This is a genomic window from Pantoea sp. ME81 (genome assembly GCF_903970985.1).
In the GTDB taxonomy this organism is placed as follows: domain Bacteria; phylum Pseudomonadota; class Gammaproteobacteria; order Enterobacterales; family Enterobacteriaceae; genus Pantoea; species Pantoea communis.
This window is the reverse complement of the sequence record NZ_CAJCKS010000037.1, coordinates 1-20,171: the sequence shown is the minus strand read 5'-3', so window position 1 is coordinate 20,171 and position 20,171 is coordinate 1. Positions and strand designations below refer to the sequence as shown.

The window sequence follows — 20,171 nt, the reverse complement described above, 5'->3', positions numbered from 1 at the left end:
TTAGTAGCCCTCGGAATCTAAATCGGGGCGGAACAGATCGCTTTGCAGACGATTCACTTCGGTTTCCAGTACGCCATCTGCCTTCAGGGTTAACCAGCGCCAACCTGGTGCGACGTTATCGATGGTGAAGTTGGTGCAATGCGGTTTGAACTGCACGCAGGTCGAAGGAGAAGCCAGCACGCGACGACCATGCCAGTCGAGATCTAATTCCTGATGAATGTGGCCACACACCAGATTACGCGCACGCGGGAAGTGTTGCAGCACCGCTTCTAATTGATGGGGATTGCGCAAGCTATGCTGATCCAGCCAGGTACAGCCGGAAGCGAGCGGATGATGGTGCAGCAGCACCAGCGTATGGCGCTCAGGATGCAGGCGCAGCGCCTTGTCGAGCCACTCGAGTTGGTATTCGCTTAACATGCCATGCGGCACACCAAAGACCTGACTATCCAGCAGCACCAACTGCCAGTGCTCACCCAACAGCACATGTTTATCGGAAGCGATTCCGGCATCGGCAAGTGTATTGACCATCGCGGGCTGAAAATCGTGATTCCCCGGCAGCCAGACACACGGCTTTGGCAGGCGTGAAATGCCCGCTACAAAGTGTTGATAAGCTTCGACGGTGTGATCCTGGGCGAGATCGCCGGTGGCGATAATCAAATCATAATCGCGCTGTTGTGCCATGATGGCGTCCAGCACCGCATCAAAACTCGACCAGGTATTTACCCCAAGCAGCGATTGATGTTTTCCTGCAAAAAGATGGGTGTCCGTGATTTGTAAAATCCTGATATCGGCCCCATTTGCCGCAGGAAGAGTAAGCAGGCTATCCAAAGCGTTTCCTTTCTCTCCACGCCATAGTTGTATGCTATCAGCAGACCGGTACTGCTACAGCACCGTGCGCCAGACAATAGCGCAACCAATCTGCAAGAAACTGGTTAATCTGATGTTTTTCATCGCGCTGATGCAGTTTTTTATTAGGGTAATCATAGCGCGCTTTGAAGCGATAGATCTGCTGAGTGGAACACACTTCAGCGACCATCGCATCATGGTACAGCCGAACGGACATGGATGGCAGGCTCCAGTAACTTACTGCCGGGGCCACCTGGCGAATCTCCACCAGCGTGGTATAACGCGTCGACTCTTGAATAGTCAGCTGATAACGGGCGCCGCTCACCTGATAGATCACCGACGCGCCTGCCTCGTCATCACGCGGCAGCAGGCGACGCAGTTGGGCGAAATTGGTTTCGCACAATCGCATCATTTCGGGAAAGTCAGGGGTATAGCGCTGTTTCATTTTAGCTTCCACTCTTGTCGTAGTTTTTCATGGTGCAACGCCAGCCATTGCAGGGCGATGACAGATGCCGCGTTATCAATAATCCCCTCTTCCACCCAGCGATAAGCCTGTTCGCGGCTCACCACATGGACAAGAATATCCTCATTCTCTTCCTCCAGCCCGTGATTTCCCTCTGCCAGGCTGGCATCCACTTCGCCCACCAGCACCGACAAACGTTCAGACGTTCCGCCTGGGCTGGCTAAGTAATTCACTATCGGTTTCACACGCCCGACCTTGAGGCCTGCTTCTTCTACGGCTTCGCGACGCGCCACATCTTCCGGCGTTTCACCGGGTTCAATGATACCGGCCACCATTTCCAGCAGCCAGGGTGTTGGGCTGGAATCATAAGCCGGGATGCGAATCTGTTCGATTAGCACCACTTCGTCACGTAAGGGATCATAGGGTAGCAGCACGGCGGCGTGTCCGCGCTCAAAAACTTCGCGTACCACCTCACCGCTCATCTCGCCATTAAAGCGGCGATGGCGGAAACGGTAGCGGACAATGGAAAAAAAACCATCGTAGCGTGTATCGCGTGCAATAATTTCTACATCGTTTTTTGTGAAAGTCACAGGGGATTTTTTTTCACCCGCCATCATCTGGTTCCTTATGCAGATTGGGATGGAGCGAAGAAAAGCCAACCCTTGTGCTCCGTCCGAGTGGTTCTTTCTGAATTATTTACGTAAATTAGGGGAAGAAGGCACGTTCAGCCAACTTATCTCTGACGCCGCCTCTGTAGAATCGGCGATTATTTTTTGGCTTACCTGCAGCACTACCAGTGCAATTTGCTGCAACAAAAGGAATGCAAATGAAAAAACTGCTCCCACTTTTTATTGGGTTGAGCCTGGGCGGATTTAGCCTTGCCAGCCAGGCAGAGAACCTGTTGCAGGTTTACCAGCAGGCGCGCCTTAGCAACCCGGATCTGCGTGCTTCTGCCGCTGACCGTGATGCAGCCTTTGAGAAAATTAACGAAGCGCGTAGCCCTTTATTGCCACAGCTCGGTCTGGGCGCAGATTATACCTATAACAACGGTTACCGTGACAGCAGCGGTCTTCATTCCAACACGACCAGCGCTTCTCTGCAATTAACACAAACCATTTTCGATATGTCGAAATGGCGTGCGCTGTCGCTGCAGGAAAAAACCGCCGGGATTCAGGATGTGACTTATCAGGTTGCACAGCAGGATCTGATTCTGAATACCGCAACGGCGTATTTCAACGTGTTGAAGGCGATTGATACCCTTTCTTACACAGAAGCGCAGAAACAGTCGATCTACCGCGAATTGGATCAAACCACCCAACGCTTCAACGTGGGTCTGGTGGCGATCACTGACGTGCAGAACGCCCGTGCGCAGTACGACAGCGTGCTGGCCAGCGAAGTGACCGCGCGTAACAACCTTGATAACGCGGTGGAATCGCTGCGTCAGATTACCGGTATGGATTATCTGGCACTGGCTTCACTGAATATCGATCGTTTCAAAACCGCACGCCCGGATGCCGTTGCTTCCTTGCTGAAGCAGGCTGAAAGCCGCAATCTCAGCCTGTTATCTGCACGTTTGAGCCAGGACCTGGCGCGCGAGCAAATTCGCTCTGCTGAATCTGGTCATATGCCAACGCTGGATCTGACTGCCTCTACTGGTGTGTCTAACAGCAAATATGGCGGCAGCCGTGCTAACCAGAGTTCTGGCACCACTGACTCCATCACGGGTTCCAACCAGGTTGGCCTGAGCTTCTCCCTGCCGCTGTACAGCGGTGGTTCGGTGACCTCGCAGGTGAAACAAGCGCAGTACAACTTTGTTGCCGCCAGCGAACAGCTGGAAGGCGCACATCGTAGTGCGATTCAGACCGTGCGTTCGTCCTTCAACAACGTCAATGCGTCTATCAGCAGCATCGATGCTTACAAACAGGCCGTTGTGTCTGCTCAGAGCTCATTGGATGCGATGGAAGCCGGTTATCAGGTGGGTACTCGTACCATCGTTGATGTGCTGGATGCGACCACAACCCTGTTCAACTCTAAACAGCAACTTTCTGATGCGCGTTACAGCTACCTGATTAACCAGCTGAACATCAAATATGCGCTGGGTACGTTGAATGAGCAGGACCTGCAGCAGCTGAACAGCACGCTGGGCAAGGAAATCACCACCGCACCTGAAGTGGTGGCACCGGAAAACAGCCAGCAGGCTTCACGTGTCGATAATGGTCCGAAAACTTCGGCACCTTCAGCCGCCGCGAAAGCGCGCCCGGCTGCCGCGCACAGCAGCGGAAATCCTTTCGATAATTAATCCCTTAAGGGGCCGCTTGCGGCCCCTTTCGCATTCAAACGTATAACAACGTAAAGATCCCCCAGCCATCCGGCTTCTCGCTTCATTTTCCACCACTCATCACCTATCCTAAGCCCCACCTTTGGGCATAGGATGAAAATAATGAAACGGACTAAACATATTCGTCATGCCGCTTTTCGTAAAAGCTGGCAGGCACGCCATTTAACGCCAGTGGCACTCGCGGTTACCGCAGTGTTTATGCTGGCTGGCTGCGAACAAAGCGATGAGACAGTATCGCTGTACCAAAACGCGGATGATTGTGCGAAAGCTAACCCTAGCCAGAGCGCGCAATGTACCACTGCGTATAACAATGCGAAGAAAGAAGCCGAACGCACCGCACCGAAATACGCCACGCGCGAAGATTGCGTCGCAGAGTTCGGTGAGAATCAGTGCCAGCAAACACCTGCCCAGGCCGGTGTCGGTAGCACCAATAATGCCGAAGCGCAGCAGAGCGGTAGCTTCTGGATGCCGCTGATGGCCGGTTACATGATGGGTCGCATGATGGGCGGCGGCGCGGGCTTTGCGCAGCAACCCTTGTTCTCACCGAAAACCCCGAACAGCCCGGCTAACGGTCAATTTGTCGATGCTTCCGGCAAAAACTATGGTGCAGCGACCTCAGGCCGCAGCATGAACGTGCCGAAAACCGCCATGGCACCTAAGCCAGCGACCACCTCCACCATCACGCGTGGTGGCTTCGGTGAGAGCGTTGCGAAACAAAACACCCTGCAGCGCAGCAATGCCACCAGCACCAATCGCAGCAGCACTGGCAGCAGCCGCTCGATGGGAGGCTAAGCCGCAGTATGCAACGTATTGCTATCAGCGAACGTCCGGACTGGCGCGAAAAAGCCAACGAATATGGCTTCCAGTTTCACACCATGTACGGTGAACCTTATTGGTGTGAAGACGCTTACTACCAGTTCACCCTCGCACAGGTTGAGCAATTAGAAGATACCACCGCTGAACTGCATCAGATGTGTCTGCAGGCGGTGGAAAAAGTGGTGAACAGTGATGAACTGCTCACCCGCTTCTGCATTCCCAAACACACCTGGGACTTCGTACGAGACTCGTGGAAGCTGCGTCAGCCGTCGCTCTATTCCCGTCTGGATTTAGCCTGGGACGGTAAAGGCGATGCCAAGCTGCTGGAGAATAACGCCGACACGCCGACCTCTCTTTATGAAGCCGCCTTTTTCCAGTGGATCTGGCTGGAAGATCAAGTCAATGCGGGCAACCTGCCACAAGGCAGTGACCAGTTTAATAGCCTGCAGGAAAAGTTGATTGAGCGCTTTGCCGCGTTGCATCAGGAGCACGGTTTTAACTGGCTGCACTTTGCCTGCTGCCGTGACACCGAAGAAGATCGTGCCACAGTACAGTACATGCAGGATTGCGCCACCGAAGCCGGCCTGCCGAATGAATTCCTGTATATCGATGAAATTGGGTTGGGTGAAAGAGGCCAGTTTACCGATCAGCATGATCAGGTGATCAGCAACCTGTTTAAGCTTTATCCGTGGGAATTTATGCTGCGTGAAGTGTTCTCCACCAAGCTGGCAGATGCCGGTGTGCGTTGGTTAGAACCGGCGTGGAAAAGCATTATCTCAAATAAAGCGCTGCTGCCGCTGCTGTGGGAGATGTTCCCTGACCATCCCAACCTGCTGCCCGCCTATTTTGCCGATGATAAAAATGCCCCGCAGATGGACAAGTACGTGGTGAAACCGCTGTTTTCACGTGAAGGCGCCAATATTCGCATCATTGAAAACGGCCAGGAGATCGCCCGTGCTGAAGGTCCGTACGGCGAAGAGGGAATGATCATCCAGCAATTCCATCCGTTGCCGAAGTTCGGCGACAGCTACACCTTGATCGGTAGCTGGCTGATTGACGATCAACCTGCTGGCATCGGCATTCGTGAAGATCGCGCGCTGATCACTCAGGATCTGTCACGCTTCTACCCGCATACCTTTATCGAATAAATGCTGTGCCGCCCGTCAGACGCGGGCGGCCAGTGCATTAACTGACCTGCACCGAAAGCATACTGATAGCGCCCATCTCCATCCCTTCCACCGGAATGCTGATCGACTCCTCAGCTGCACGCGCGCCGAGGATATAGAGCAACGGCAGATAGTGTTCTGGCGTTGGGTTGGACATCCCTGCACCTTCGTGCTGCAGATAATTCACCAAAGGATGATCTGCTGCTTCACCGGCAAAGCTCAAATTCTCACGCACAAATTCATTGAAGCTTTCTGCCCATGGATAGCTTGTGGCGGCACCCTGCCAGCGCAGCATCCGCAGGTTGTGCACCACGTTGCCGCTGGCGACGATCATCACGCCTTCGTCACGCAGCGATGCCAGTTTACGACCCAGTTCGAAGTGCCATTCCGCTGGTTTTGTCCCATCGATACTTAACTGCACCACTGGGATATCGGCTTGCGGGTACATTTTGGCTAACACGCCCCATGAGCCGTGATCAAATCCCCACTCCTGGTCGGCATGCACGTCAATCGGTGCCAGCAAATCGATCACTTGCTGTGCCAGTTCTGGCGAGCCCGGTGCTGGATAACGCACATCAAACAGCGCCTGCGGGAAGCCACCAAAATCATGGATGGTGCGCGGATTATGCATGGCCGTTACCGCCGTACCGCGTGTGTACCAGTGTGCCGACACCGCGAGAATGGCGCGCGGACGTGGCAATGTTGCACCCAGATGCTGCCATGCGCGGGTATAGGTATTGTCTTCCAGTACGTTCATCGGGCTGCCGTGACCTAAAAACAGGGCGGGCATACGGTTGTGGCTCATGATGGTTCCTCTGACGAAAGTGTCGCTTTATTAGCCGCTACGATACGCGCTTTCGTGCCGGGATTAACGCTGATAACTGTGATGATCTCTATCAGTGAATTTGAATAAGAAATGGCGGAGTGGTTGGGCGGTGAAAATGGGGATTGAAGGTGCATTTTCGCGCAAAAAAAATCCGCAGCCTGTAAAAACCGCGGATCTTTTGATGGCGATAACTGAGGCTTAGCTCGCCTGACGCGTTTCGCGCTCGCGGCGATAAGCCACCAGATCTTCAATCGTTACGACCGGCATATCGTGTTGTTTGGCAAACACAATCGCTTCTGGCGCATGCGCCATGCTGCCGTCGTCATTGGTCAATTCACACAGCACACCGGCGGGTTTGAAGCCTGCTAATGTCACCAAATCGATGGTGGCTTCAGTGTGACCACCACGCGTCAGCACACCGCCTTCGCGCGCGCGCAGCGGGAAAACATGGCCTGGACGGTTGAGATCGCTCGGCTTCGCGCCATCTGCCACAGCGGCACGAATGGTGGTGACGCGGTCAGCGGCAGAAACGCCGGTGGTGACACCTTCCGCTGCTTCGATGGTGACGGTGAAGCCGGTGCCATAGGAGCTGGTGTTGGTTTCGACCATCATCGGCAGATCCAACTGCTGGCGGCGTTCTTCAGTAATGCACAAGCAGACAATGCCGCTGCCGTGGCGAATGGTCAGCGCCATTTGCTCTACGGTCATGGTTTCGGCGGCAAAGATCATGTCGCCTTCGTTTTCACGATTTTCATCGTCAAGCACCATTACACCGCGACCGTTACGCAGCGCATCGATGGCGCGTTCTACACGCTGTTCCGGCGTGCCAAATTCAGAAAGAAGCGTCTGATTCATGGTAAAAAACCTTATAAAAAATATATGAGTTACCAGAACCAGGGCGTGCTTAGGAGTGCGCAAATAATACACATGGCAAAAACGTGACGCGGGCGTAAGCCCGGCTGATGTCGTTACCCTCTCCCATCCGGACTCTAACCGTCGGCCCCGGAATTACACCGGATCTGCTGACCTTTCACTTTGCAGCGAAAGCGCTCGCGGGCTTTCAGCCGAAGCTGATTTACCGCCGGTGGGGAATTTCGCCCCGCCCTGAGAATAAGCGAGGTCACTATAACGCCAATCATCTGGACGGGCAATCGACAAAAGCGCAAATGCTTTTGCATTTACTGCGATGCGGAATTCAGGTTTAACCTTTTCGTTTCAGGCATTACACTTAACCTTTGTTGAGTCGGAACACGTGCTGTTATCAGCCACCGCAACCAGGAAATCATCATGATCGACACGAAAAAAATTGAACAACTGGCTCGCCAGGTCCATGAAGCCATGCCAAAAGGGATTCGCGACTTTGGCGACGATGTCGAAAAGAAAATTCGTCAGGTATTGCAGGCGCAGTTAACCCGCATGGATTTAGTTAATCGTGAAGAGTTTGATGTGCAGACGCAGGTACTGCTGCGCACGCGCGAGAAGTTGGCCGCACTGGAACAGCGCCTGGCAAAACTGGAGAGTGAGAGCCCAGCCTCACCGGCACCTGCGGTGGTGACACCAGACCCGGCGGGTAAGATCGACACTCCGCAGTAACTAGCTGACTCGGCGGCGTATATCGCTCGCAAGCACTTGCTGAGCGTACATTGCTCGCAAACAACAACAGGCGGCCTTTTGGCCGCCTGTTTAGTCAGAATACCTCTGCTTTTTCGCTCGCCGTTGGCGACTGCGAATCGCCTGAGATCTCAGTGCTCGCCGTGAGTGGCTGCGAATCATTGAAAATCCCAGTGCTCGCTTTTAATGACAGCGAATCTTCTGGGATCTCAATGCTCATCATGAGTGGCTGCGAATCGTCTTGATGATGTTAGAGGTGGAGATACCGTCTTCAAAGTTCAGCACGCGCACGTCACCGCCGTTAGCCCAAACCTCTTTACTGCCCGCAATATCTTCCGGCTTATAATCGCCGCCCTTCACCAGCAGATCCGGTAACACACCTGCAATCAAACGCTGTGGCGTATCTTCTTCAAACAGCACCACCCAATCCACCGCTTCCAGCGCACCGAGCACGATCATACGGTTTTCCTGCGGGTTAACCGGACGGGTTTCACCTTTCAGACGTTTGGTGGAAGCATCACTGTTTACCGCAACAATCAGACGGTCACCCAGCTTACGTGCATTGGCAAGATAGGAAACGTGGCCCGCATGCAAGATGTCGAACACGCCGTTGGTCATCACCACTTTCTCACCGCGCTGACGCGCCAGCGCCACCGCTGCTTTAAGCTCGGCTTCGGTCATCACACCAAACCCGCTGTCGGGACGTGCATGAATAGCGTTTTCCAGCTCAACGGTGCTCACGGTTGATGTGCCGAGTTTGCCCACGACCACGCCCGCTGCGGCATTGGCGAGGAAACAGGCTTCTTCCAGACTGTCTCCGGCCGCCAGCACGGCGGCCAGCACGCCAATCACCGTGTCACCTGCACCGGTGACGTCAAACACTTCCTGCGCCTGCGTCGGCAGATGCAGCGGCGCTTTGCCCGGTTGCAGCAACGTCATGCCATTTTCAGAGCGGGTGACCAGCAGCGCGGAGAGCTCATAATCGGCGATCAGCTGCATGCCACGGCTGACAATCTCTTCCACAGTTTTGCATTTACCCACCACGGCTTCGAATTCAGACAGGTTTGGCGTCAGCAGAGTCGCACCGCGATAGCGCTCAAAATCCGTGCCTTTCGGGTCGATCAACACCGGCACGTTGGCTTCACGCGCCAGCTGAATCATGGTTTGCACGCTGCTCAACGCGCCTTTGGCGTAATCTGACAGCACCAGTGCACCGGCCTGCGCCAGCGATTGACGCATACGATCGTGAATAGGCTGTGGATCAACCTGCTCGAAACCCTCTTCGAAATCGAGGCGGATCAGCTGCTGATTGCGAGAAAGCACGCGCAGTTTGGTGATGGTGGGATGGCTTTTCACCGCGACAAAATCACAATCGACTTTGACCTTTTCCAGCGTCTCACTCAGCACACGTGCCGCATCGTCTTCACCCGTCAGGCCAATCAAACGCGAACCAGCACCCAGTGCAGCAATGTTCATCGCCACGTTGGCCGCGCCGCCTGGACGCTCTTCGATGGTATCGACTTTCACCACCGGTACCGGGGCTTCAGGCGAGATACGGCTGGTTGGGCCATACCAGTAGCGATCTAACATGACATCGCCAACAACCAGCACAGCGGCTTTGCCAAAAGCGGGCAGCGTTACTTTCATTCCAAAGACTCCAGACTACGGTCAAAATTATGCGCGGATAATAACATACCCCGATAAGACTTCGAGCCACAGGTGCGTGGGCTGCGCGCTTTCCTGTAGGCCGGGTCACTAAGGGCGAAGCGTTATTTTACGCTTCCGCGCTATCAGATTCGGTGGCAGCCAGCCAGCGTTGCCAACTGCGATGCACGGCAGCCCGCTCAGTAGCAAAAGATTCCGGTGCGACGTGCCCCGGCAGCTCCTGCAATGCCAGATGGTGCAATGCATCACGCAGCGTGACGTACGCGTGAGTCAGCGCCTGCGCTTCTTCTGCATCCATGATCTCCTGACGCGCCATCAACTCAAAAATACGCACATTGTCTGACCAGCGCGTCAATGCAGGCTGCTCTGCCGCGTAGCCTAAGACAAGATATTGCGCGATGAATTCAATATCGGTGATGCCGCCTTCATCAGTTTTGATCTCCCAGCGTCCTTTGTGTTTGTTGCTGAGGTGGGCACGCATTTTCTCGCGCATTTCACGCACTTCTTTTTGCAGTGCAGGACGCTCACGCGGCAGGCAAAGAATGCCGCGACGGATGTCATTGAAGCGATCGCAGAGCGACGTCTCACCAAACACAATACGCGCACGCACCAGCGCCTGATGTTCCCAGGTCCAGGCTTCATTACGCTGATAATCATCGAAGGCGGCAAAGGTACTCACCAACATGCCCGCTGCGCCAGACGGACGCAGGCGCGCATCGACTTCATACAAGATGCCGGAGGAGGTGCGCGTGCTGAACAGATGCATCACGCGCTGCGCCAGCCGCAGGTAGAATTGGCGGCCATCAATCACGCGTTCGCCATCGGTTTCCGCATCGTCCGGGCAGTCGTGCAGGAACACCAAATCCAGATCGGAGCTGTAACCCAACTCCCAGCCACCCAGTTTGCCGTAGCCGACCACGGCAAAACCACGCTCGCTGTCGCTGGTGAGGTGCGAAGGACGACCATAGCGCTGCACCATCATTTGCCACGCTTGCTGCACCACCGATTCGATAATGGCTTCCGCCAGCCAGGTTAAGTGATCACTCACTTTCATCACCGGCAGCGTTTCAGCGATATCGGCAGCGGCAATGCGCAGATGCTGCGCCTGCTTGAACTGTCGCAGCGCTTCCAGCTGCTGTTCTTCATCATCGGTTGGAATGCGCAGCAGATACTGGCGCAATTCATCGCGATACGCATCGGTGGCTGTCGCCTGGTACAGCGTGGCGGGATCGAGCAGTTCATCCAGCAACAGCGGATAACGTGCCAGCTGGCTGGCGACCATCGGCGAGGCGGCACACAGGCGGATCAGATGGCGAAGTGCGCCATGGTATTCCGTCAGCAGCTCAAGATAAGTGCTGCGGGTTAACACACCGAGCAGCAGCGGCGTCAGGCGCCCCAGTACCACATCGGCGTCTTCGCGTGGACAAACCTCACTCAGCAGACGCGGCATCAGTTGATCAAGCGCTAAACGCCCACGCGGTCCGATGGTGCGACGACTGACATCCTGGCGGAAACTGTTGAGCGATTCATACAGCGCATGACGTTGCGCTTCGTTCAGCTGTGGCACGACAGGAATGAGATCGCTCTCCTCCAGCGTGTCTTGCCACAGGCCTGCGAATTCAGCCAGCTGCGGTTGATCGTCAACGTCTGGCGCATCATCACCAATCAGTTCATCAAAGATACTGCGCACGCCTGCCATCTGCTGCTCAAGCTGCGCCATCAGCGCATCCCAGTCCGCCGCGCCCATCGCCCAGGCTAAACGCTGACGATCGAGTGGGTTTTCCGGCAGCGTTTGCGTCTGCTCATCGTTGATGCTTTGCAGCAGATTTTCCAGACGACGCAGGAACAGATAGGCCTCACGCAAATGTTCCACCTGCGCCGTACTCAGCAAAGCCAGTTCACCGATGGCCTGCAGCGTTGGCAGCAGGGAACGGAGCTGAAGTGAGCGCTCACGTCCACCACGAATGAGCTGGAACACCTGCACGATAAATTCGGTTTCGCGAATGCCGCCCGCCCCGAGTTTGATGTTGTCTTTCAGGCCACGACGCCGTACTTCACGGGCAATCATGCCTTTCATGTTACGCAGTGACTGAATCACACTGAAATCGATGTAGCGGCGATAGACGAACGGGCGCAGCATCTGCTGCAACTCCTGGCTCCAGTGGCCCTGGTCGTCGCCCATCAGGCGCGCTTTGACCATCGCGTAACGCTCCCAGTCGCGACCCTGCTCCTGATAATAGTCTTCCAGCGCAGCAAAGCTCAGCACCAGCGGGCCACTGTCACCAAACGGGCGCAGACGCATATCCACGCGATAGACGAAACCATCCACGGTAGGCTGATCCAGCACTTTGATCAGGCGCTGACCCATGCGGGTAAAGAATTGAGCGTTATCGAGTTCACGACGGCCGCCTTGCGTAACACCGTTTTCCGGCCAGGCAAAGATCAGGTCGATATCGGAAGAAAAGTTGAGTTCGCCGCCGCCCAGCTTGCCCATGCCGAGGATCAGCATGGGCTGCGCTTCACCGGCTTCATTGCACGGCGTGCCAAAATCGCGGCTGCAATCCTGCCACACCCAATCACGTGCGGCGGCGATGAGGATCTCCGCCAGCGTGCTGAGTTGCGTCAGGCTCTGTTCGGTACTGGCGTGTTGCAGCGCCTGCATCCACGCTATACGCACCAGCATATGGCGGCGGAACAGACGCAATTCGCGCATCAGGGAAGTTTCATTAACTACGCCTGCCAGCGCCTGATTCAGCCAGGTGCTGTAGTGCTGCCACTCATCTGGCGCAGGCGGTTGCTGCTGGAGCTGTTGCCACCACTCCGGATGCTGCTGCAGGTTATCAACGATAAAGTCACTAAAGGTCAGCGCGCCCGCCTGCTCTGCCGTAAAGGCGGAAGGCGGCATATTCAGGCGCTCGGCCACGATAGCTAACTGCGCCTGCATCAGCGCCGGTAACGGTAACAACATCTTCCCTCCCTGATTCGATTGTGCGTCCGACTTAGCGTTTCACTCCGCTATTCAGCCAGAACGGCGATGGCCGAATGGCCAGATTAACCAGTTGAATCAACCCGCGCTCCTGCTGGATGCGAATCGCATGCTGCAGCTCCTGCCAGCCTGCCAGCCAGACATTCACCTCTTCCGCTGGATAAGCCCCTGCCAGCAGATGCACCGCTAACAGCTGGCGATTCAGGCGCGTGGATTTGTCCTGAAATTCGTTAAACAGCTGCACGTCGACAAAGGTCTCACGCAGATCGGCAGCAATACGGCTGAGCATGATATCGCTGAAGCGTTTGAACGACCCCTGCAGCTTGCTTTTGCTCTTATCATCCAGCCAGTTCTGCCATTGTGACTCCACCAGCCAGTGAGTAAGTGCTAACTGGGCATCAACAGAGACCGTAGAAAAACAGGCGGTTTCCGCATCAATTTCTGCATCTGCTAACAGCTCATCGAGACGCGTCAGCTTCTGACGCAGATCGCTGCTCGCCTTGCGCGGCACCAGCGCACCAAATAGCGAGAACGCCTGTCGCAGGGTTTCCAGCGCATCCATCACCGCTTCTTTGGCATCGGCATTTCCACGCAGCCACACTTCTTCATGGTACTGCCACTGGTTAAGACCGGCGGTCATCGCGTTGATCATGCCCTGCTCTACCGTGGCTTTAGCGCCGATTTTTTGCAGCGCTAACGCACGCAGCGGACGGGCAGAATTGCCCTGAGCCAGCTGATAACCGCGCGCGGCTTTGCTCAAGCTGCCCAGGCGCAGGCCGCCTGCAGTGATCAAGGCTTCAGCGAACTTCAGCATGTCGGCGCGCTGGCCGCTTTTCAGCTCCAGCTCCACTTCGTACAGCGGCTCGCTCAATTCACCTGCGGCAACGTCTCCACGATCAAACGCCACTTCAATTTCGCTCTCACCAAACTGCACCAGCCAGGCTTCACGCTGGAAATGGGTGCTGAACAGCGGTTGCAGGCGCTGCTGTAATGCCGCCACATCGGTGCCTTCTGGCCAGATTTCAGCCGGCAGCTGGGCGATATCCAGCGTTGGCTCGGTGAGGTCGACGTTATATTCCGGGCGCTGATGCAGACCGCCCACGGTTTTTCCGGCGGCCTTCAGCGTCATCTCATAACGCTGATCGACACCGCGGATGCGCAGGCCCATGTCCCAACGACGTAGCTGATTGTCATCGGTCTCAAAATAGATGTTGGTCAGCTCGCGCGCGGCGAAGTGCTGATGTGGCCACGCGGCAAGGGTTTCACCGAGTTTTTCGGCGGCTTGTGGTGTGGCAATGAACTTTAATTCGATTTCGATGGTCATAATTTTTTATTCAATACGCTGCTGGCACTTACGAGTTTAATCTGGCGAAGAGTAATGCACCGGAAGCCCGCTGTCTCCGCTTTCTTGTGCTTTTACGACCCTTTTCGCACCAGATTGAGACCAGGATAGTTCTCATTCAGATTTTTGAGAAGCGTCTCCAGACTGTGCCGGTAATTTTACGCCATTAAGAAAAAACGACATCGAATGAAAAAAATCACACTTGCTGCCCTTTCTTTGCTGGCATTTAGCGCCATCGCCCCCGTTCATGCTGCTGACGAAAAGCGTTATATCTCCGATGAATTATCTACTTGGGTACGCAGCGGCCCGGGCGATCAATATCGCCTGATTGGCAAGCTGAATGCCGGAGAGGAAGTCACCCTGTTGCAGGTCAACAACGATTCCCAATATGGCCAGATTCGTGATGCCGAAGGGAAAACCAACTGGATCCCACTGTCCCAGTTGAGTGCCGAACCGAGCCTGCGCACTCGCGTGCCGCAGCTGGAGCAACAGGTCAAAGATCTCACCGCTAAGCTGGCGAATATCGATAACAGCTGGAATCAGCGTACTTCTGAAATGCAGAGTAAAGTGGCGAACAGCGACGGCACCATTGACGGCCTGAAAGCGGAAAATCAAAAGCTGAAAAATGAGCTGATTGTCGCGCAGAAGAAAGTCAGCGCCGCGAACGTCCAGTTGGATGACAAACAGCGCACCATCATCATGCAGTGGTTTATGTATGGCGGCGGCGTGTTAGGTGTTGGCTTGCTGCTTGGTTTGGTGCTGCCGCACATGGTGCCGCGCCGCAAGAAAAACGATCGCTGGATGAACTAAAACCGCCACGCCGATTTGTTCTTTTCTTCAAGGGGATCGTAAGATGCCCCTTTTGGCGTGCCCGATATTTAGCCAAAGTATGCAACAATAACGCAACATGCGTGCACGGCGCGCAGAATACATTGCCTCTGGAGTGGTTGAGTGAAGACGTTTCTGGTCGGTGGCGCGGTGCGTGATGCCTTACTGCGTTTGCCGGTAAAAGATAGAGATTGGGTGGTGGTCGGTGCCACACCTGAAGCGATGCTGGCACAAGGTTACCAGCAGGTGGGCCGGGATTTTCCGGTTTTTTTGCACCCACGCAGTCGTGAAGAGTATGCACTGGCGCGTACCGAACGCAAAAATGGCAAAGGCTACACCGGTTTTGTCACACAATTTGCCCCAGACGTGACGCTGGAGCAGGATTTGCAGCGCCGCGATCTCACCATCAATGCCATTGCGCAGGCCGACGACGGTAGCTTAATCGACCCTTATCGCGGACAGCAGGATTTGGCGAAACGCACCCTGCGCCATGTCTCATCCGCCTTTAACGAAGATCCACTGCGCGTGCTGCGCGTGGCGCGTTTCGCTGCCCGTTTTGCCCACCTCAATTTCCGTGTCGCGGATGAAACGCAGGCCTTAATGCGTGAGATGGCGGAGAGCGGCGAATTAGCTGACCTCACGGCCGAACGCGTGTGGAAAGAGACCGAGAAGGCGCTGCTGACCCGCAATCCGCAGGTCTATTTTCAGGTATTGCGTGACTGCGGCGCATTGCAGGTGCTGTTCCCGGAGCTGGATAACCTGTACGGCATTCCGGCGCCGATCAAATGGCATCCCGAAATTGATACCGGCGTGCACGCGTTAATGACGCTGACGATGTCTGCCGCGCTGTCAGAGGAATTGGATGTGCGCTTTGCCACGCTGTTCCACGATGTCGGTAAGGCACTGACGCCGCCGGAAAAATGGCCGAGCCATCATGGCCACGGTTTAGCCGGTGTGCCGATTGTCGAAGCGCTGTGCCAGCGGCTGCGCGTGCCCAATCAGGTGCGCGATCTGGCACTGGTGGTCACCGAATTCCACGATATCGTCCACACCATTGAACGCCAGTCAGCGGAATCACTGGTTGCCCTGTTCGATCGCATTGATGCATGGCGCAAGCCCGATCGCGTAGAGAAGATGGCACTGACCAGCGAAGCCGATGCGCGTGGTCGCACGGGAATGGAAAGCATGGCCTATCCACAAGGCGATTATCTGCGTCAGGCGTTTGCGCTGGCTCAGGCGGTGCCAACGAAGGATGTGGTTGCTGCAGGTTTTAAAGGACCAGCCGTGCGGGAAGAGTTGACGCGTCGTCGGGTGATGGCAGTGCAGGATGGGTTGATCAACGTGCGGCCAGCATAACCGGCCGCACGCCGCGCTTACATGAAGATGGCGTAAACCGCCGCAGCCACAATAAAGCGATAGATAGCGAACGAAACAAACGAGATACGCTTAATCAGTTCCAGGAACACTTTGATCGCCAGCAGAGCCACGATAAAGGCGGTCACGAAGCCGACGGCGAACATTGGGAAATCCTGCATGGTCAAGAAGCCCATGCTCTTGTAGAGATCCAATCCGGTGGCACCAATCATCATCGGCACCGCAAGGATGAATGAGAACTCTGATGCAGCATAACGGCTCACGCCCATCAGCATACCGCCAGAAATGGTGGCACCCGAGCGCGAGAAGCCCGGCCACAGCGCCAGACACTGGAAGCAGCCAATCATAAACGCCTGGCGGTAAGTGATATCATCGATACCTACCGCTTTAGGCTGTTTAGGTTTGAAGTACTCAGCCACCAACAGCAACACGCCGCCGACGACCAGTGCGTACATCACGTTAATCGGATTAAACAGGCTTTTGATTTGATCGTGCAGCAGCAAGCCAATCACCACCGCCGGAACCATACCTAACAAAATGTGAATCAGGGTCAATTTCCCGGTTCCAGTGCCTTCATGCGGCTCTTTACCGAAGTGAATACCAATCAGTCCGAACAGGCGACGCCAGAACATCACCACTACCGCTAAAATTGAACCCAGCTGAATGACGACTTCAAAGGTTTCAGCTTTATCGCCCTCGAAGCCCAACAGATGGCCAACGATGATCATATGGCCCGTAGAAGAGACCGGCAGGAATTCCGTGAGGCCTTCCACAACCCCCAGGATTGCAGCAACCCAAAGCTGGTGAATATCTGCCATCAAAATTTTTCCTCTATCCGTTTTAAACAGTAAAAAGGCGGTCGCAAGGTGCTACCGCCTAAAATTATGCCTGCGCCACGCTGAAGGAAACCTTAAGAAAATCGGCAACTTCGCGTCCGTTAGCGCAACGGCCTCAAGTGAGACACACCATAATTTGGTTTGGTTTCATTGTGATGGCAATCACGGATGATTTATTTAGGAATAGTCCCGCGCTCGATACGCACGCCAACGGTCGCTGCCTGGGCCACCGCGCCAGGTTTCCCGACCTTGATGCGCACACCGGGCGTTTTGAAACGATTCATCAACAGATCGGCAATTTCTTCCGCCACGCGTTCGACCAGGGCAAAGCGCTGGCCCTGCAGATGATTGAGGATAACCTCGGTGACATCGGCGTAGCTCAGACAGTCGTTCACATCGTCACTCACCGCAGCACGACGGTTGTCCCACGCCATTTCGACATCGAGCACCAGCTTCTGCTGCATGCCCTGTTCCCAGTCGTAAACGCCAATGGTGGTGAACACGGTGAGTTGTTCTATAAATACGATATCCATGATGTCAGTCTCTGTTTTTGGCTAAGCCGGATACCACTTCCGGCGGATTATGCGTATTATCCACGCTTATCGAGAACAAAACGACCCAAAAGGAACGGTACGAGGCTATGAGTGCTATCGCGCTTGGTATGATTATTTTCGCGTATCTTTGCGGCTCGATTTCCAGTGCGATCCTGGTTTGTAAACTCGCGCGTTTACCCGATCCGCGTACCGCTGGCTCCGGCAACCCTGGTGCGACCAACGTGTTGCGCATTGGTGGCAAAGCCGCTGCCGCAGCGGTACTGATTTTCGATGTCGCTAAAGGGATGATTCCGGTATGGATCGCCTATCTGCTGCACGTCACGCCGATGTATCTCGGCTTAACCGCGATTGCCGCCTGTCTCGGCCATATCTATCCGGTGTTTTTCCGTTTTCGTGGTGGTAAAGGCGTGGCAACCGCATTCGGTGCGATCGCGCCCATTGGCTGGGATTTGACGGGATTGATGACCGGCACCTGGCTGCTGACGGTGCTGCTGAGCGGCTACTCCTCGCTGGGTGCGATTGTCAGTGCGCTGATTGCCCCGTTCTACGTGTGGTGGTTCAAACCGCAGTTTACCTTCCCGGTTTCGATGCTCTCCTGTTTGATTCTGTTGCGTCATCACGACAACATCCAGCGCCTGTGGCGCGGGCAGGAAAATAAGATCTGGAAGCGGAAAAAGAAGAAATAAAAAAACCGGCGCGATGCCGGTTTTTTCATTTTAGATAGCGGGCAATTCGGCCAGTGGCCAACGTGGCCTGACGCTGACGCCTAATCCACCGCGTGTGCCGCCTTTCAGCCGCACCATGCCAGCGTAGGCAATCATCGCGCCGTTATCGGTGCAGAACTCCGGACGCGCATAAAACACCTCGCCACCGCGCTTTTGCATCATCTCGGCCATACGCTCACGCAACGTGCGGTTGGCGCTGACACCACCGGCAATCACCAGGCGTTTAAAGCCGGTCTGCTCCAGCGCGCGTTTGCACTTGATCATCAGCGTATCCACCACTGCATCCTCAAACGCACGAGCGATATCGGCACGCGCCTGCTCATCGCCGTTATGTTCACGAATGGTGTTGGCGGCGAAGGTTTTCAGACCCGAGAAGCTGAAATCCAGCCCTGGGCGATCGGTCATCGGGCGCGGGAATTTGAAGCGACCCGGCGTGCCCTGCTGCGCCATGCGCGACAGCATCGGCCCGCCTGGATAATCCAGACCGAGCAGTTTGGCGGTTTTATCGAAAGCTTCGCCAGCCGCATCGTCAATCGATTCACCCAGCAAAGTGTATTCACCAATACCCGTGACGCTGATCAACTGCGTGTGCCCCCCCGAAACCAGCAGTGCCACAAACGGGAATTCCGGTGGATTGTCTTCCAGCATCGGCGCCAGCAGATGGCCTTCCATATGATGCACAGGCACCGCAGGCACATTCCACGCGAACGCCAGTGCACGGCCGACAGTCGCCCCGACTAAAAGCGCACCAACCAAACCTGGACCGGCGGTATAGGCCACGGCATCAATGTCTTTTACGGCTAATCCGGCTTCTTTCAGCGCAGCCTGAATCAGCGGAACGGTTTTACGCACGTGGTCACGTGAGGCCAGTTCGGGCACTACGCCACCGTAATCGGCGTGCAGTTTGACCTGGCTATATAATTGATTCGCCAACAGACCGGACGCATCGTCATAAATCGCGATGCCGGTTTCATCGCAGGACGTTTCAATACCCAGAACTCGCATAGCTTTCATCACCCTCTTCTTGCGGCGCGCAGTGTAGCACAGGCGAATCACACGCTGGACGACTTTGCCAGGAAAAAGTGTTTTTCTGTCGCACAAAGAGTGCGCTATACTCCACGGCCTGAAAAAACCGGCAGCCGCGATGGCATATGTCTCTGTTGGTTCTAAATTGTTCATGGTGCTTTACAAGTCAGCTACGGCTGGAGTAAAATGCTGCACCATTTTAAAAGTGCTGGCGCCGCAGTCAGCAGCAAAACCGAATTTATCGAGGTAAGAGTTACATGCCGGTAATTAAAGTACGTGAAAACGAGCCTTTCGACGTAGCACTGCGTCGCTTCAAGCGTTCTTGCGAGAAAGCAGGTGTTCTGGCGGAAGTTCGTCGTCGTGAGTTTTATGAAAAACCAACGACTGAGCGTAAGCGCGCTAAAGCGTCTGCTGTTAAGCGTCACGCCAAGAAACTGGCTCGCGAAAACGCACGCCGCACTCGTCTGTACTAATTTCTTTCGGAAGTTCGCTTCCGCCGCGTGTTAAACGCAGACAGAGTCAAGTAAGAGGCCGTGCTTTCCGAAAGGAAGCGCGGCTTGTTGCCGTTTATGAGCTGAAAAACCGGGGCTTATGGCTGGACGAATTCCACGCGTATTTATCAATGACTTACTTGCCCGCACGGATATCGTGGATCTTATCGATGCCCGCGTTAAGCTGAAAAAGCAGGGTAAGAACTATCACGCGTGCTGTCCTTTTCATAACGAGAAAACCCCCTCTTTCACCGTAAGCGGTGAGAAGCAGTTTTATT

At 55.0% G+C, this 20,171-nt stretch carries 20 protein-coding genes and 1 riboswitch; of the genes, 9 read left to right on the top strand and 11 right to left on the bottom strand.

Going from position 1 to position 20,171, the window contains the following annotated elements; translation table 11 throughout:
* From cpdA to nudF, 3 genes are read right to left on the bottom strand one after another with little or no spacing between them, the layout of a single operon-like run.
* On the bottom strand, positions 1 to 828 hold the full coding sequence (gene cpdA, locus H7A81_RS09320; protein WP_034828383.1) for a 3',5'-cyclic-AMP phosphodiesterase: 828 nt from the start codon (positions 826 to 828) through the stop codon (positions 1 to 3).
* Positions 829 to 865: 37 nt separating this feature from the next.
* The gene (locus H7A81_RS09315) at positions 866 to 1,291 is read right to left on the bottom strand and encodes a DUF1249 family protein (protein WP_034828381.1); all 426 of its coding nucleotides are present in this window, start codon (positions 1,289 to 1,291) and stop codon (positions 866 to 868) included.
* Positions 1,288 to 1,923: an ADP-ribose diphosphatase gene (gene nudF, locus H7A81_RS09310; protein WP_034828380.1), complete on the bottom strand. Its 636-nt coding sequence runs from the start codon at positions 1,921 to 1,923 to the stop codon at positions 1,288 to 1,290. Before nudF ends, H7A81_RS09315 begins: the two co-directional genes overlap by 4 nt.
* A 212-nt stretch (positions 1,924 to 2,135) precedes the next feature.
* On the opposite strand from nudF, the gene tolC reads away from it, so the two are divergent.
* From tolC to H7A81_RS09295, 3 genes are all read left to right on the top strand, one after another.
* Positions 2,136 to 3,608, top strand: a complete 1,473-nt coding sequence (gene tolC, locus H7A81_RS09305) for an outer membrane channel protein TolC (RefSeq protein ID WP_182057319.1) — start codon at positions 2,136 to 2,138, stop codon at positions 3,606 to 3,608.
* Positions 3,609 to 3,749: 141 nt separating this feature from the next.
* Positions 3,750 to 4,439 carry a DUF1190 family protein gene (locus H7A81_RS09300; protein WP_097118143.1) on the top strand — a complete coding sequence of 230 codons (690 nt, stop codon included), beginning with the start codon at positions 3,750 to 3,752 and terminating at the stop codon, positions 4,437 to 4,439.
* A gap of 8 nt (positions 4,440 to 4,447) precedes the next feature.
* Entirely contained in the window at positions 4,448 to 5,611 is a 1,164-nt protein-coding gene (locus tag H7A81_RS09295) for a glutathionylspermidine synthase family protein (RefSeq protein WP_160833689.1), read from the top strand.
* A 37-nt stretch (positions 5,612 to 5,648) separates the two neighbouring features.
* On the opposite strand, the gene ygiD is transcribed toward H7A81_RS09295, so the two are convergent.
* Positions 5,649 to 6,434 carry a 4,5-DOPA dioxygenase extradiol gene (gene ygiD / locus H7A81_RS09290; protein WP_182057318.1) on the bottom strand — a complete coding sequence of 262 codons (786 nt, stop codon included), beginning with the start codon at positions 6,432 to 6,434 and terminating at the stop codon, positions 5,649 to 5,651.
* Positions 6,435 to 6,653: 219 nt separating this feature from the next.
* Complete coding sequence (gene ribB, locus H7A81_RS09285; protein ID WP_034828370.1) at positions 6,654 to 7,310, bottom strand: 3,4-dihydroxy-2-butanone-4-phosphate synthase; 657 nt, start codon at positions 7,308 to 7,310, stop codon at positions 6,654 to 6,656.
* Positions 7,311 to 7,421: 111 nt separating this feature from the next.
* A riboswitch (FMN riboswitch) is annotated at positions 7,422 to 7,571 on the bottom strand.
* Between the two features lie 171 nt (positions 7,572 to 7,742).
* Here ribB and H7A81_RS09280 point away from each other — a divergent pair.
* A complete protein-coding gene (locus tag H7A81_RS09280) occupies positions 7,743 to 8,048 on the top strand; it encodes an accessory factor UbiK family protein (protein WP_182057317.1) in 306 nt (101 codons plus the stop codon).
* Between the two features lie 237 nt (positions 8,049 to 8,285).
* On the opposite strand, the gene hldE is transcribed toward H7A81_RS09280, so the two are convergent.
* The 3 genes from hldE to H7A81_RS09265 form a co-directional block, all read right to left on the bottom strand.
* Positions 8,286 to 9,713 carry a bifunctional D-glycero-beta-D-manno-heptose-7-phosphate kinase/D-glycero-beta-D-manno-heptose 1-phosphate adenylyltransferase HldE gene (hldE, locus tag H7A81_RS09275; RefSeq protein WP_166933445.1) on the bottom strand — a complete coding sequence of 476 codons (1,428 nt, stop codon included), beginning with the start codon at positions 9,711 to 9,713 and terminating at the stop codon, positions 8,286 to 8,288.
* 127 nt (positions 9,714 to 9,840) lie between these two features.
* Complete coding sequence (gene glnE, locus H7A81_RS09270; protein ID WP_182057316.1) at positions 9,841 to 12,699, bottom strand: bifunctional [glutamate--ammonia ligase]-adenylyl-L-tyrosine phosphorylase/[glutamate--ammonia-ligase] adenylyltransferase; 2,859 nt, start codon at positions 12,697 to 12,699, stop codon at positions 9,841 to 9,843.
* Positions 12,700 to 12,730: 31 nt separating this feature from the next.
* Entirely contained in the window at positions 12,731 to 14,041 is a 1,311-nt protein-coding gene (locus tag H7A81_RS09265) for an inorganic triphosphatase (RefSeq protein ID WP_182057315.1), read from the bottom strand.
* 204 nt (positions 14,042 to 14,245) lie between these two features.
* Here H7A81_RS09265 and H7A81_RS09260 point away from each other — a divergent pair, with 204 nt between their 5' ends.
* Complete coding sequence (locus H7A81_RS09260) at positions 14,246 to 14,869, top strand: TIGR04211 family SH3 domain-containing protein (protein ID WP_034828360.1); 624 nt, start codon at positions 14,246 to 14,248, stop codon at positions 14,867 to 14,869.
* Between the two features lie 141 nt (positions 14,870 to 15,010).
* Positions 15,011 to 16,243: a multifunctional CCA addition/repair protein gene (locus H7A81_RS09255; RefSeq protein ID WP_034828358.1), complete on the top strand. Its 1,233-nt coding sequence runs from the start codon at positions 15,011 to 15,013 to the stop codon at positions 16,241 to 16,243.
* Positions 16,244 to 16,260: 17 nt separating this feature from the next.
* Here H7A81_RS09255 and bacA read toward each other — a convergent pair whose 3' ends face one another.
* On the bottom strand, positions 16,261 to 17,079 hold the full coding sequence (bacA, locus tag H7A81_RS09250) for an undecaprenyl-diphosphate phosphatase (protein ID WP_058959467.1): 819 nt from the start codon (positions 17,077 to 17,079) through the stop codon (positions 16,261 to 16,263).
* A gap of 191 nt (positions 17,080 to 17,270) precedes the next feature.
* Positions 17,271 to 17,630 (bottom strand): bifunctional dihydroneopterin aldolase/7,8-dihydroneopterin epimerase, encoded by a 360-nt coding sequence (gene folB / locus H7A81_RS09245; RefSeq protein WP_034828354.1) that lies wholly within the window; start codon positions 17,628 to 17,630, stop codon positions 17,271 to 17,273.
* A 107-nt stretch (positions 17,631 to 17,737) separates the two neighbouring features.
* Here folB and plsY point away from each other — a divergent pair, with 107 nt between their 5' ends.
* The gene (gene plsY / locus H7A81_RS09240) at positions 17,738 to 18,337 is read left to right on the top strand and encodes a glycerol-3-phosphate 1-O-acyltransferase PlsY (protein ID WP_034828352.1); all 600 of its coding nucleotides are present in this window, start codon (positions 17,738 to 17,740) and stop codon (positions 18,335 to 18,337) included.
* A gap of 30 nt (positions 18,338 to 18,367) precedes the next feature.
* Here plsY and tsaD read toward each other — a convergent pair whose 3' ends face one another.
* On the bottom strand, positions 18,368 to 19,381 hold the full coding sequence (tsaD, locus tag H7A81_RS09235) for a tRNA (adenosine(37)-N6)-threonylcarbamoyltransferase complex transferase subunit TsaD (protein ID WP_182057327.1): 1,014 nt from the start codon (positions 19,379 to 19,381) through the stop codon (positions 18,368 to 18,370).
* A gap of 278 nt (positions 19,382 to 19,659) precedes the next feature.
* On the opposite strand from tsaD, the gene rpsU reads away from it, so the two are divergent.
* The gene (rpsU, locus tag H7A81_RS09230) at positions 19,660 to 19,875 is read left to right on the top strand and encodes a 30S ribosomal protein S21 (protein WP_001144069.1); all 216 of its coding nucleotides are present in this window, start codon (positions 19,660 to 19,662) and stop codon (positions 19,873 to 19,875) included.
* Positions 19,876 to 19,993: 118 nt separating this feature from the next.
* The coding region (locus H7A81_RS09225; RefSeq protein ID WP_255478931.1) for a CHC2 zinc finger domain-containing protein at positions 19,994 to 20,171 on the top strand (178 nt) is incomplete at its 3' end.